This window comes from Anaerobacillus sp. 63XJN7_4_ISO-PGPR-S23-413, from assembly GCF_056173725.1.
In genome coordinates, this window is the sequence record NZ_CM149688.1 from 344,407 (window position 1) to 357,069 (window position 12,663).

14 protein-coding genes are annotated in these 12,663 nt (G+C 39.2%); 13 read left to right on the top strand and 1 reads right to left on the bottom strand.

Annotated elements, in window-relative coordinates; translation table 11 throughout:
* Positions 1-17: 17 nt before the first annotated feature.
* Both AC0VYO_RS01920 and nhaC read left to right on the top strand, forming a co-directional pair.
* Positions 18-272, top strand: coding sequence for a biotin/lipoyl attachment domain-containing protein (locus AC0VYO_RS01920; protein ID WP_475366404.1), 255 nt, complete (start codon positions 18-20; stop codon positions 270-272).
* 84 nt (positions 273-356) lie between these two features.
* On the top strand, positions 357-1,790 hold the full coding sequence (gene nhaC, locus AC0VYO_RS01925) for a Na+/H+ antiporter NhaC (protein WP_475368322.1): 1,434 nt from the start codon (positions 357-359) through the stop codon (positions 1,788-1,790).
* Between the two features lie 68 nt (positions 1,791-1,858).
* On the opposite strand, the gene AC0VYO_RS01930 is transcribed toward nhaC, so the two are convergent.
* Positions 1,859-2,236: a PH domain-containing protein gene (locus AC0VYO_RS01930; RefSeq protein WP_194222382.1), complete on the bottom strand. Its 378-nt coding sequence runs from the start codon at positions 2,234-2,236 to the stop codon at positions 1,859-1,861.
* A gap of 214 nt (positions 2,237-2,450) precedes the next feature.
* Between AC0VYO_RS01930 and AC0VYO_RS01935 the strand changes: the two genes are divergently transcribed.
* The 11 genes from AC0VYO_RS01935 to AC0VYO_RS01985 all read left to right on the top strand — a co-directional run bounded on the left by AC0VYO_RS01935 (position 2,451) and on the right by AC0VYO_RS01985 (position 12,662).
* Entirely contained in the window at positions 2,451-3,257 is an 807-nt protein-coding gene (locus AC0VYO_RS01935) for an alpha/beta fold hydrolase (protein ID WP_475368323.1), read from the top strand.
* A gap of 271 nt (positions 3,258-3,528) precedes the next feature.
* Positions 3,529-4,563, top strand: coding sequence for an ATP-grasp domain-containing protein (locus AC0VYO_RS01940; protein WP_475368324.1), 1,035 nt, complete (start codon positions 3,529-3,531; stop codon positions 4,561-4,563).
* Between the two features lie 15 nt (positions 4,564-4,578).
* Complete coding sequence (locus tag AC0VYO_RS01945) at positions 4,579-5,247, top strand: vWA domain-containing protein (RefSeq protein WP_475367443.1); 669 nt, start codon at positions 4,579-4,581, stop codon at positions 5,245-5,247.
* A gap of 261 nt (positions 5,248-5,508) precedes the next feature.
* Positions 5,509-6,114, top strand: coding sequence for a TerD family protein (locus tag AC0VYO_RS01950; protein ID WP_475366408.1), 606 nt, complete (start codon positions 5,509-5,511; stop codon positions 6,112-6,114).
* Positions 6,115-6,144: 30 nt separating this feature from the next.
* Positions 6,145-6,726: a TerD family protein gene (locus tag AC0VYO_RS01955; RefSeq protein ID WP_194222367.1), complete on the top strand. Its 582-nt coding sequence runs from the start codon at positions 6,145-6,147 to the stop codon at positions 6,724-6,726.
* 71 nt (positions 6,727-6,797) lie between these two features.
* Positions 6,798-7,376 (top strand): TerD family protein, encoded by a 579-nt coding sequence (locus AC0VYO_RS01960; RefSeq protein WP_475366409.1) that lies wholly within the window; start codon positions 6,798-6,800, stop codon positions 7,374-7,376.
* A gap of 88 nt (positions 7,377-7,464) precedes the next feature.
* Positions 7,465-8,190: a TerC family protein gene (locus tag AC0VYO_RS01965; RefSeq protein ID WP_255623096.1), complete on the top strand. Its 726-nt coding sequence runs from the start codon at positions 7,465-7,467 to the stop codon at positions 8,188-8,190.
* Between the two features lie 141 nt (positions 8,191-8,331).
* Positions 8,332-9,456, top strand: coding sequence for an HpcH/HpaI aldolase/citrate lyase family protein (locus tag AC0VYO_RS01970; RefSeq protein ID WP_475368325.1), 1,125 nt, complete (start codon positions 8,332-8,334; stop codon positions 9,454-9,456).
* On the top strand, positions 9,383-10,726 hold the full coding sequence (locus AC0VYO_RS01975; protein WP_475368326.1) for a phosphoribosyltransferase family protein: 1,344 nt from the start codon (positions 9,383-9,385) through the stop codon (positions 10,724-10,726). The genes AC0VYO_RS01970 and AC0VYO_RS01975 overlap by 74 nt, the downstream gene beginning before the upstream one ends.
* An 8-nt stretch (positions 10,727-10,734) precedes the next feature.
* Positions 10,735-11,853, top strand: coding sequence for a cysteine protease StiP family protein (locus AC0VYO_RS01980; RefSeq protein ID WP_430246994.1), 1,119 nt, complete (start codon positions 10,735-10,737; stop codon positions 11,851-11,853).
* Positions 11,850-12,662 (top strand): HAD family hydrolase, encoded by an 813-nt coding sequence (locus AC0VYO_RS01985; RefSeq protein WP_475368327.1) that lies wholly within the window; start codon positions 11,850-11,852, stop codon positions 12,660-12,662. Before AC0VYO_RS01980 ends, AC0VYO_RS01985 begins: the two co-directional genes overlap by 4 nt.
* Position 12,663: the final 1 nt, after the last annotated feature.

Consider the following 12,663-nt stretch of genomic DNA (forward strand, 5'->3'; position numbering starts at 1 on the left):
AAGGGAGGATGAAAAAAATGAATGAGATCGTTCATACAATCAACAGTCCTTACTCTGGAACAATTGAGCAAGTCGTTACACAGCCATTGGATCACGTATATGAGTGGGAAACATTGTTTTTAGTTAAGACAGTAGAAGGTAAACTTGAACACGTTAATGTTGGGGCGAGTGGACATCTCCTTTCAATAGAAGTGAGTCAGGGAGAAGAGATTACACCTGTTACAGTGCTAGGAACATTGAGAGATGATTTGTTAATAACCGGGAGCGATTGAAGTGATAGAAACGCAACACCCTTTTCTGTATAAGCGGAAAGGGTACATAAGTAGACCGTGGGCAGTCAAATTGGAGGTAAGCGAATGAGGAAAAGCGGCAAAGAGATGACTTTTGGTTTAGCAATTATACCGTTTATAGCCATGATTATTGTGATGGGTTTTACCATTGTCGTGTTTGAAGGAAGTGCGCACATCCCTCTTATTTTAGGTGCTTTTGTATCCGCTTTCATAGCGTGGTTTGTTGGTTATAGCTGGGGTGAAATTGAATCTAGTATTTATAAAGGTATCCGTCTTTCATTGCCAGCGGTGGTTATCATCATTCTTGTCGGGATTGTCATAGGAGCGTGGATTGGCGGGGGAATTGTTGCAACGATGTTTTATTATGGCTTAAAGCTCATTTCGCCTGCTTTTTTCTTAGTTTCTATTGCCGTCATTTGTGCGATTGTCTCAATTGCGACTGGAAGTTCGTGGTCAACGATGGGAACAATCGGCATTGCGGGAATGGGAATCGGAATGAGTATGGGGATTCCTTCAGGTATGGTCGCTGGGGCGATTATTTCTGGAGCCTATTTTGGCGATAAGATGTCTCCTCTATCAGACACAACGAATCTAGCTTCTGGAACGGTTGGAGCGAATTTATTCGAGCATATCAAGCATATGACGTATACCACCATTCCGGCGTTTATCATTGCGCTTAGCGTGTACTGGTATCTAGGTACAAAGTTTTCCTCTAATAAAATTGATTTTGAGAAAATCGAATCCATTATGAAAGTGCTACAAGATTCTTTCGTTATTTCGCCATGGTTGCTTTTAGCGCCTGCACTCGTCATCGTATTGGTATCCAAAAAGGTACCCGTAATTCCGTCCCTAATGGCTGGTATTATACTAGGATTTCTAGCAGACATTTTTGTACAGGGTGGCGATGTTGGAACAGCTGTGAATACATTACAAAGCGGCTTTTCCATCGAGACGGGAAACGCAACAATCGATGAACTTTTTAATCGTGGTGGTATTGACGACATGATGTACACCGTATCACTCGTTATTTGTGCGATGACGTTTGGTGGAATACTGGAGAATACGGGAATGCTTAATGCAATCGTAACTCAAATTATTAAAATAGCGAAGACAGCGAAGGGCTTATTAACGACGACGGTGATGTCAGCATTTGCGACAAATGTTCTAACAGCAGAGCAGTATATTTCAGTCGTACTCCCAGGCAGGATGTATGTAAAAAGATATAGAGAACTAAATCTTCATCCCAAAAATTTATCACGTGCGATTGAAGATGGTGGGACATTAACTTCTGTGTTTGTTCCATGGAATACATGTGCTGTATTTATATTTGGTACGTTGGGAGTGTCTGTGATTGACTATGCACCATATGCGATCTTAAATTACCTTGTTCCTATTCTTTCGATTGCCTTTGCGTGGAGTGGTTTAACAATTGCTTATATGACGAAAGAAGAGAGAATGAATTGGGTAGAGGATGAGGATAAGGTAGAGGATGTTGGATAATAGGTAAGGAAAATATGAAAAGCAGAATCCCGTATGGATGGGATTCTGCTTTTCTATCTTTTGGGGACTCATCCACAAAGTTCAGTAAGGATCTTTTGAATTGTGTAGATGCTATCATCCTTCTTAAACTGCTTCGAGAAGGTAGGAGCCTGTGAACTGGAAATCCAGATTTTAAGCTCTGCATCAAGATCAAAGTGTCCTGCTGTTTCAATGCTGAAGTGAGAAATGCTCTTGTATAGAACAGAATGATATTCCACTTTCTTACCTGTCATGCCTTGCTTGTCAACAAACAAAAGGCGTTTGTCTGTAAAGACGATTAGATCCCTCACAAGCTTAAATGCGGCATTCACCTCTTCTGTTTCTGAAAGAATGGTAGATAGCTCTTTTTGCACATCTTCTTTCTTCATCGTTGAAGCGTTCCCCATAAATCCACTTAAAATACCCATTGTAACTCCTCCTTCACATTTGTATTATGTTCTCCCTCATATTCTAGCATAGGTAGTGCCAGTCACCACCCGAACGGGCTCGAATGCTGTCGAGCAATATATGGATAAAAGAAGAGGTTCTTGCATACGTATCGTATGATGCTCGTGATAAACTTGAGTTAGCTATACGATGAGGATTAACGGCAATTATTTCTTATTTATAGGAGGGTTAACAATGCCATTTTTGAATATTGAAGATGCTGTAGAGCTTTATTATGAAGATGTTGGTATGGGGCAGCCTGTGATTTTCATTCATGGCGTTTGGATGAGTAGCCGCTTTTTCAAAAAGCAGCTTCCGTACTTCAGACAAAAGTATCGTGCGATTTCTCTAGATTTAAGAGGTCATGGCCAATCCTCACACGTTCAAACAGGGCACACAGTGGCAAACTATGCTCGTGATCTGAAGAAATTTATTGACCAGCTTCATCTGAAGGACGTAATGCTAGTTGGATGGTCAATGGGGGCATTTGTAATATGGGAATACTTGCAGCAGTTCGGTGAGGATAACGTGAAGGGGACAGTTATTGTTGATGAACTAGCATCAGATTTTAAGTGGCCAGATTTTGAAATAGGTGCATTTGATCTACCGGCACTCACCGGAATGATGAGAGAGATTCAATCGGATCAAAAAGGATTGCTTCAAGGATTCATTCCACTGATGTTTAAAAAAGATTTGTCTGAATCTGAGCTCGAGTGGATGTTAGCAGAGACAACCAAAATGCCTGCTTCCATTGCAAGCGCGATTCTTTTCGATCAATCCATCATTGACTGCCGCCCTTATTTAAACCAAATAACGAAACCAACGCTATTGTGTTTTGGAAAAGAAGAAAAGCTCATCCCAGTAGCAGCAGGGGAGCACTTAAATCGAGCGATCCCTAACTCGAAACTTGAATTGTTTGAAGAAAGCTGTCACTGTCCGTTTATAGAAGAAGCTGATAAGTTTAATCGAGTTGTTGATGAGTTTATTGGAGGTTTAAATTAGTGCCTGTCACCGCCCGATTAAGCTCAAATTTTGTCGAAATAATAAAAGCTTAGAAATTAAATAAACGTTTAATTAAGAATAGAGTGTGGACCTATTAAGGTTCGCACTTTATTTTTTGCTAGATAGAGGAGAATTTCGAAACCTGTCGAATGTTTAAATTTGGAATGAAATGATAAACGGGGAGGGTGAAATCTCGAGATAAGTATTCATGTTAAGCTAACTATATTAGCTGAATTAAGAAACAACTTTCACAGCAAAGAAGGAGTCAAACATGACAAAAATTTGGTTTAATAGATGGTTTACTACTGTGGCACATTACATAGAGTTAATTCGACAAAACGAAGATGGAGCAGAATTTGAAGTGTATGGTTCACACCCGAACGAAGATGCTTTGTATTTACAGTATTGCGATCATTCTTTTGTTGAACCTGATATTAGTGGCGATGCGTACGTTGCGTATTGTCTACAAGTTTGTGCTGAAAAGAACATCGATTTGTTCATACCTCGTAAAGAAAATGTCCTCATCTCGAAAAACCTTTCGAAATTTCACAGCATCGGTGTAAAAGTTCTCGTATGTGACGCAGAATTAATGGCTCTTATGGATAATAAAGCGGCTATGTACCAATCCATTCTTACAAAGGAAGCAGAGAAAAAGACATCGCTCGTTCCTATTCCAGATTACGCAGTAGTTACCAATGTAGAAGAATTCAAAAAAGCTTATCAACATCTTCGTAAAAAAGGTCATACTGTCTGTTTTAAACCTGTGATTGGTGAAGGTGCCAATGGTTTTCGGGTTATTAGTGAGGGGCAGGAAACGATTGAAGAACTTCTTACGGGTGGGGTATCTAGAAGAATTTCAATAGAGCAAGCTTGCTCTATTTTAAGTCAGAAAGATTCGTTCCAAGACTTAATGGTCTTAGAGTACTTAGATGGTTATGAGTATAGTATCGATTGTCTTGCGTATGATGGAGAGCTGCATCTTGCTATCCCTCGTAAGAAAGTTGAGGGAAGAGTAAGAGAACTTGAGAACAATGAAGAGTTACTAGAGATTGCACGAGCTATTCATAAGGAATATAACATTGATTACATCTCAAATATTCAAGTTAAGTTCAGCAATGGAATTCCAAAGCTTCTTGAAATTAACCCAAGGATGGCTGGGGGATTGAATATTAGCTGCTTATCGGGCGTAAACATCCCGTACGAAGCGATTAAACTGTTGCAAAATGGTGGTAATCCGTTCCTTAATTTAAATCCAGAAATGGGTGTTCGCGCTAGCCATATAGAAAAAGAAGTTATTCTTTCTTAATTTAAAGGAGGCACTCTGATGAGTATTACATTAATGAAGAAAAACGCTGGTATTATTTTGAAGAAAAAGAATTTAGATCAAGTTGTAGCTAGAGTAGGTCTTGTCCTTGATATTAGTGGTTCAATGCGGAAACTATACAAAGAAGGCGTCGTTCAAAAAGTCGTCGAGCGAGTTCTTGCAGTCGCAAGTCAATTCGATGATGATGGTTCACTAGATGTATGGGTATACGATAATGAGTTTAGTCGATTAAAGCCTGTAACAGAATTTGATTTCGAAGGTTACGTGGATCGTCAAATTCTTTCGAACGATCTCGTTCATAAATTTGGTCGAAATGATGAACCTCTCGTTATGGAAGATGTCATTAGTAAATACGTAGAAGAAGATCCATCGAAAGAGCCCGTGTTCATTGTATTTATTAATGATGGGGGCTGTAAACGTGGAATTAAGAAAGCCATTGTCGAATCTTCAGACCAACCTCTTTTTTGGCAGTTTATTGGTATAGGAGATTCAAACTTCGATGTACTTGAGAAATTGGACACAATGACGGGACGGTTCATTGATAACGCCAACTTCTTCCATATAGGAGATATTGACCGGACAAGTGATGAAGTGTTGTACAATAATCTTCTAAATGAATTTCCTGATTGGTTGGAGGAAGCAAAGGATAAAAGAGTTATTCAGTAAGTAGCTAGTTCCCTATGTTAACAGAATCGACAAAATCTTTTCATTTTATCGTTGTTGCTCAATGGTTAAAGGATTCATTTTAGCTGAAAATATGTTAGTTTTAAATAGAAAGAATTCATTTTTCTAGTTAAAAACAATTTTTTTGTTGAAACATGAAACTTTCTGAATCTAGGCACGTATTACAGAATAGGCAGTTAACTATTAAACTTAACACGCACCATCTCATATTTAACTTAAATCTACTAACAGGAGTGAAACGATTTGACAATTTCTTTGCAGAAAGGTCAACGAATTGACTTAACAAAAGGAAATGCCGGCTTATCGAAAATTATGGTTGGCCTTGGTTGGGATCCAGTTGAGCAAAAGAAAGGTGGTCTTCTAGGCGGTCTTTTTGGAGGCGGAAGCGGCGGCGCTAACGTTGACTGTGATGCTTCTCTCCTTATGCTCGAGGACGACAAATTAACTTCTAAAAAAGATTTAATTTACTTCGGTAACTTAAAAAGCGCATGCGGAAGTATCAATCATACTGGTGACAACCTGACTGGTGCTGGAGACGGTGATGACGAGCAAATTATGGTTGATCTCAGTAAGGTGCCACAGCGTATTACAAAACTCGTTTTTGTAGTAAATATCTATGATGCTGTGAAACGCAAACAGGATTTTGGTATGATTCAAAATGCGTTTATTCGCGTAGTAAACCAGTCGAATCAAGAAGAAATGATTAAATTTAATCTCACAGATAACTATTCTGGTAAGACAAGCCTCTTTGTAGCAGAAATCTATCGCCACGGCAGTGAATGGAAATTTGCCGCGATTGGTAATGGAACGAACGATGCTGGCTTAAGCGACATTGCAAAAAAATATTAAACTACTAAAATTCTAAAGGGGTTGACGAGCATGGCTGTATCATTATCTAAAGGACAAAAAGTAGATTTAACAAAAACAAATCCAGGTCTATCAAAGGTTATTGTAGGACTTGGATGGGACACAAATAAATACGATGGCGGAAATGACTTTGACCTTGACGCAAGTATCTTCCTATTAGACAGCACTGGTAAGTGTTCTTCTGATAAAGATTTTGTTTTCTATAATCAAACAGAAGGTGGCGGCGGTTCGGTTGTTCATACAGGCGATAACCGTACTGGTGAAGGAGAAGGAGATGACGAACAAGTAAAAGTTCATCTTCATGATGTTCCAGCTGAAATTGAGAAAATTTCTTTCGTCATTACGATACATGATGCTGAAGCGCGTAATCAAAATTTCGGACAAGTATCTAATGCATTTGTACGCATCCTAAATGAAGATTCAAACGAAGAGCTCATTCGTTATGATCTTGGAGAAGATTTCTCGATTGAAACAGCGATTATTGTTGGAGAACTTTACCGTCATAACGGCGAATGGAAATTCTCTGCAGTAGGATCTGGTTATCAGGGAGGACTTGCTAGAATCGCAACTGACTTTGGTTTACAAGTCGGATAAACTCTTCTTTTTTGGCAAGAGGGATGCCTCCCTCTTGCCATTCCAATATAAACGCGAATTGGGGGATCACATTGGGAATTCAACTATCTAAAGGACAGAGAATTGATTTAACAAAGACTAATCCAGGACTCGTTAAAGGACTTATTGGGCTTGGTTGGGACACGAACAAATACCAGGGAGGCTCTGACTTTGATCTAGATGCATCGGCATTTTTAGTTGATGCAAATAATCGTTGTCAGGACGATCTGGATTTTATTTTTTATAACAACTTAGAGCATCCAAGTAAATCAGTCATTCATACAGGTGATAACCGAACAGGTGAAGGTGATGGAGATGATGAACAACTGATCGTCGACTTCTCAAAAATTCCTGCGCATGTTGATAAAATTGGGATCACCGTCACGATACATGATGCTGAAACACGCCACCAGAACTTTGGACAAGTATCAAACGCATTTGTTCGTCTTGCGGATGAATCTTCTGGAGAAGAGCTATTGCGATTTGACCTTGGCGAAGATTTTTCAATTGAAACAGCCGTCGTCGTTTGTGAACTATATCGACACGGTAACGAATGGAAATTCAATGCAATAGGTAGCGGGTTCTCAGGTGGACTTGCATCCCTTTGTAAAAATTATGGCCTTGAGGTTTAAGGCTTAGCTAGTTGACATTAGGAGGAAACATCAAGTGGAAATCTTACAAGAAATTCTAAACACATATGCCTCTTTCTTTGATTGGGAAATGTGGGGAGAAGTTTTAACTGACCCTGTTTCATGGGGACTTATCGGTACGCTGGTGCTTTTAGAAGGGCTGCTATCAGCTGATAACGCACTAGTACTTGCCGTTATGGTTAAACACCTTCCGCCCGAAAAGCGAAGAAAAGCTCTTACTTACGGTTTAATAGGGGCCTATTTCTTCCGTTTCTTATTTATCGGAATTGGGTTATATCTGATTAAGTTCTGGTGGATTAAGGTCTTTGGTGCTGCTTACCTTGCCTGGATTGTTATTCAACACTTCAGAAGTAAAGGTGAAGAAGAAGGTTCAGATGGAATGAAAAAGGACAGCTGGCTCGTTCGTACTTTCGGTATATTCTGGGCTACTGTTATTTCAGTAGAGTTAATGGACATTGCGTTCTCAGCTGATAGTATCCTAGCTGCTCTAGCCATTTCCGAAGAAGTTTGGGTCCTGTTACTTGGAGGAATGATTGGTATTCTTCTTATGAGAACGGTAGCTGGAGTTTTCCTTAAGTTAATCGAAAAAGTACCTGAAATGGAAAATACAGCATTTGTATTGATCGCGATCATTTCATTAAAAATGTTCTTAAGCGTGTTCCATATTGAAATCCCGCACGTTGCTTTCTTTGGTATTATCGTGCTTGCCTTCCTTGGAACGTTTGTTGTTCATTACATTAACAATAAAAATCGACCATACGCTGAAGAAACAGCATCAGCAAAAGAGAACGAATAATATAAAGAGGAGGAGACGCGGGTGCTCTCCTTCTTTTTTATACAATGAAACTTTCAATTTAGTAAAAATAGAAGCTAATATAACCTAATAATTAGGACTTAGGGGGTGAAGACGCTGGAATATTTTAAATATCTATCAGAAATGCAAAAGGAGCAAATTTTCTATAAAAAACCAACACCTATTAATAAACATATAGGTCGTGAACAGCTATCGTATGCGGTTGGTGCTGCTTTGTATATGCCTGCGATTCGAAAAGATATTGCTGAGATCGTGATCCAAGGCAAGTACCAAGAATTGACTACGATTGTGCTTGATCTTGAAGATGCAATTGGGGACAACTGTGTGGATGAGGCGATCGATCAGACGGTAGAACACCTTTCCTCTATCGCGCAAGCTATGAATGATCGTCAATTGTGTTGGGAGACACTGCCCCTACTGTTCATTCGTGTCCGGTCAGCTGAGCAGTTAAACGAAGTGGCAAATAAATTAGGTGCTTCTATTCACTATTTGACAGGTTTTGTGTTTCCTAAATTCTCCTCTAAGAATGGTGGAGAGTATTTACATACTCTCAAAAAAGTAGAACGAACGGCAGGTGCTCTTCTATATGGCATGCCGATTTTAGAGTCGCCAGAGCTTTTCTATAAGGAATCACGCTATACAGAATTCCAACGCATATCTTTGCTATTAAAAGAATACGAATCCTCTATTCTTAACGTCCGTATAGGAGCAACTGATCTATGTGGACTTTATGGAATCCGCCGCAGTGCCCAATCAACAATATACGATATATCGATAATGAGAGACTTTATATCTGATGTCGTCAATTATTTTGGTAGAACCTTTGTTATCTCGGGTCCTGTATGGGAGTATTTTAATAGCAGAAGAGAAGTAAGTGCACATGGGAACGAAACCATACTGGACTATAACACAGGACTGTTGAACGAGACGCTGCTTGATTTGACGAATGGTCTAATTGGTAAAACTGTCATCCACCCTACTCATATGAAAGTCGTACAGTGTGTAAATATTGTATCGAAAGAAGAATATCTTGATGCACTTAGCATTTTGGATCACGTAAGTGGGGATGTAGGCGTGCTAAAAAGCGAATCACAAAATAAGATGAATGAGATTAAACCGCATTATAAGTGGGCGATGAAGATCATTACGAAATCGAATATATACGGGGTGTATCATGACAAGTACAATTTCATCAAAATGCTTACCGAAACAGTACCATTTTCAGATCCTGTCGGATATGAGCGTTAAGTTAGAGGTTACTCAAAATAAATTGAACATACCGGTTGAGGAATTTTTTCAAATGGCAGCTAGAATTAATAAAAAAAGAGGTTTTTTGTTTGTTAGTAAAATGCTTGGCAAGCATATTCCGGTTCATCCTCATAAATCGCTACTTGCCTCAGGACTCTTGGCAATCACTTATTATGAGAGCGTGACAGGAGAGTCCATCGATTATTTATCAGAAGTAAGAGATGGGTTTTTAAGCGACCACCTGGAAGAAGTTAAGAAATCGTACGAGCGATTGCTAAACAATCCTCTCTATCTTGAGGAACCACCAATAGTAATTGGATTTGCTGAAACGGCTACAGCGCTCGGACATGCTGTATTTGATAGCTTTCAAGAAGGATACTATATTCATACAACAAGAGAAAATGTAAGTGATTTAGATCCAGAATTTAACTTTAAAGAAGAGCATTCTCATGCTGTGGATCAACGGTGTTATGCAGATCGATCTATTCTAATGAAGTCTAATCCTGTTGTATTAGTAGATGATGAAATAACAACTGGGAAGACTTGTCTAAATATCATCAGGGAACTCCACGCAAACTATCCTCGCAAACATTATGCAGTTCTTTCTCTATTAGACTGGCGATCTGATGAACATATGGAACAATATAAAGCATTAGAAATGGAACTTGGGATTACAATTAGCGTTGTTTCTTTGCTTAAAGGAACTATTAAATTCGAAGGAAAGCCTCTTGAGCATCCGATTCATGACTTTCAATCAAGTCGATATCTTAGTGATGTAGCCGAGATTAATCGCATTGATTTATCATCTTGTTTCGATTCACGTAATGAAAATGACTATTTAACTTATAGCGGTAGGTTTGGAATTAATGGAGCGGATAAGGCGAAGATAGAGGATTCATGTCAGAAAGCATCGAATCTCTTAAAGAAAGAATCACTCGAAGGGAAGACTCTATGCCTTGGCACTGGGGAGTTTATGTATATCCCGATGAAAATTGCCTCTTATCTAAATGGTGAGGTGTATTATCATTCCACGACAAGAAGTCCGATACAGCCGGTAGATATTGAAGGATATGCGATATCAAATGGATTCACATTTCAGAATCCAGAAGATCAACAAATTCAGCATTACGTCTACAACATTCCTGAAGGTGAATATGAGCAAGCTTTTCTCTTTTTTGAAAAAAGTGTCCCAGATGCTGACCTTAAAGAAATTATAGCAATATTAGAAGAACGGGATATAAAAACGATTCATATTGTAACGTGTTCTTGAAGAGAGGGATGAACAAATTGACTGTACAGACTACCAAAATGGGAAGTTATCCTGATCAAGATGTAACTTTCCTTCTAAAAGATTTATCAGACATCACAATGGAAAAAAGTACGATGGAGAGAGAACAGGCAATTCAGAAAGGTACACACTATTCTGAGATGCTTCCTATTGAGTATAAGCCGACAGATGAATATATGAAATTGTTCTATACTTCACTCGAAGAGGCGAAGCACAAAGTGGCTGTAGCAGTAGGGATTGTTGCTGAACAGCTTGTGGCGGAAAGAGGCTTTCAAACAGTACTTGTTTCGCTTGCTAGAGCAGGCACGCCAATAGGTGTATTAATCAAGCGTTACCTTTCTTATAAGTATGATCGAGAACTTCCCCATTACAGCATTTCTATTATTAGGGACAGAGGCATTGATGAGAATGCTCTTCAATTTATTTTAAATCAGCATCCTGATTCGTCTATTACGTTTATTGACGGATGGACTGGAAAAGGAGCGATTACAAAGGAGTTAACAAAGTCAGTAGCAGAATTTAATGCTAGTACTGGCAAGAATCTATCGAGCGAATTAGCCGTTTTAGCAGACCCAGGTGACTGTTCTTCTCTTTTTGGAACTCGTGAAGATTTTCTGATTCCAAGTGCTTGTTTAAATTCAACCGTATCAGGGCTTGTCAGTCGTACTGTGCTTAATAATAATTGGATTCATGAGGGAGATTTTCACGGAGGCAAATACTACTCGGAGCTTGCTGCAGAAGATGTCTCCAACTTATTCGTCGATACAATTTGTACACAGTATCCTTTGATCGCTACAGAGGTTGAAGATGGATTGCAAGATATCTCAAAGGAAGATCGCAAGCCGAAGTGGAAAGGACTTGAATCCATCGAAAACATCCAGAGGGATTATGGAATAGCAAACAGTAACCTCATCAAACCTGGTGTTGGAGAAACAACGAGAGTATTGTTACGGCGTGTTCCATGGAAAATTCTTGTGCATCCAGGTGCGGAAATGAACTTAGAACATATTCTTATTCTAGCAAGAGACCGAGGTGTTCCAATTGAAGAGTACGCAAACATGTCTTATTCATGCTGCGGACTGATTAAGCCTATGGAGAAAGAATCATGAGAGCATTTGCTAGTGATTTAGATCGCACGTTAATTTATTCTAGTAGAATGATCGAGCAAGATACCCAGCAAAACTATGAATTAATTGAAACACTCGATGGAAAGGAAATTTCGTATATTTCCAACTATGCTAGTAAGTTATTACAGAAGGTAAATAAAGAGATTTATTTTATCCCTGTTACAACAAGAACAGTTGAACAATACCGTCGTATCACACTCTTTCAAACAACGATTCAACCCGAATACGCCATAACAAGTAATGGCGGTCGAATTTTAAAGAACGGAAAAGTATTGAGTGACTGGTCGAATCGAATCAATGCTTCGTTAGAAGAGTGCTTGTCGCTTGATGCCTTTGTTCGGCAACTGGAGAACCTTATCACAGGAAACTGGGTTGAGCGAATTCGTCATGCAGACTACCTTTTTGTTTACCTAATTATTAAACGAGATCACGTATCGTCCGAAGAACTCTATCATTTATTTGAGTGGTCACGTGAGCAGGGATGGCAACCTAGTCTTCAGGGGAGGAAGCTTTATTTTGTTCCAAATCCAGTAAACAAATGGAAAGCCGTCGACTATTTGAAGAATGAGATTGGATTATCTTACGTGTATACAGCAGGAGACTCCCTTCTTGATTATGAACTTGTTTACCAAGGTGATTGTGGCTATGTACCTGCACATGGTGAAGTTCTCGAAAGTTATCCCGATCTTCCCAAAACGACAGCCCATGGAATGAAAGCCTCTGAAGAAATTCTAGACTCCATTGTCGTCGACTTATCTTTAAAAAAAGAATCAGTAGAACAAAAGAGTTAAG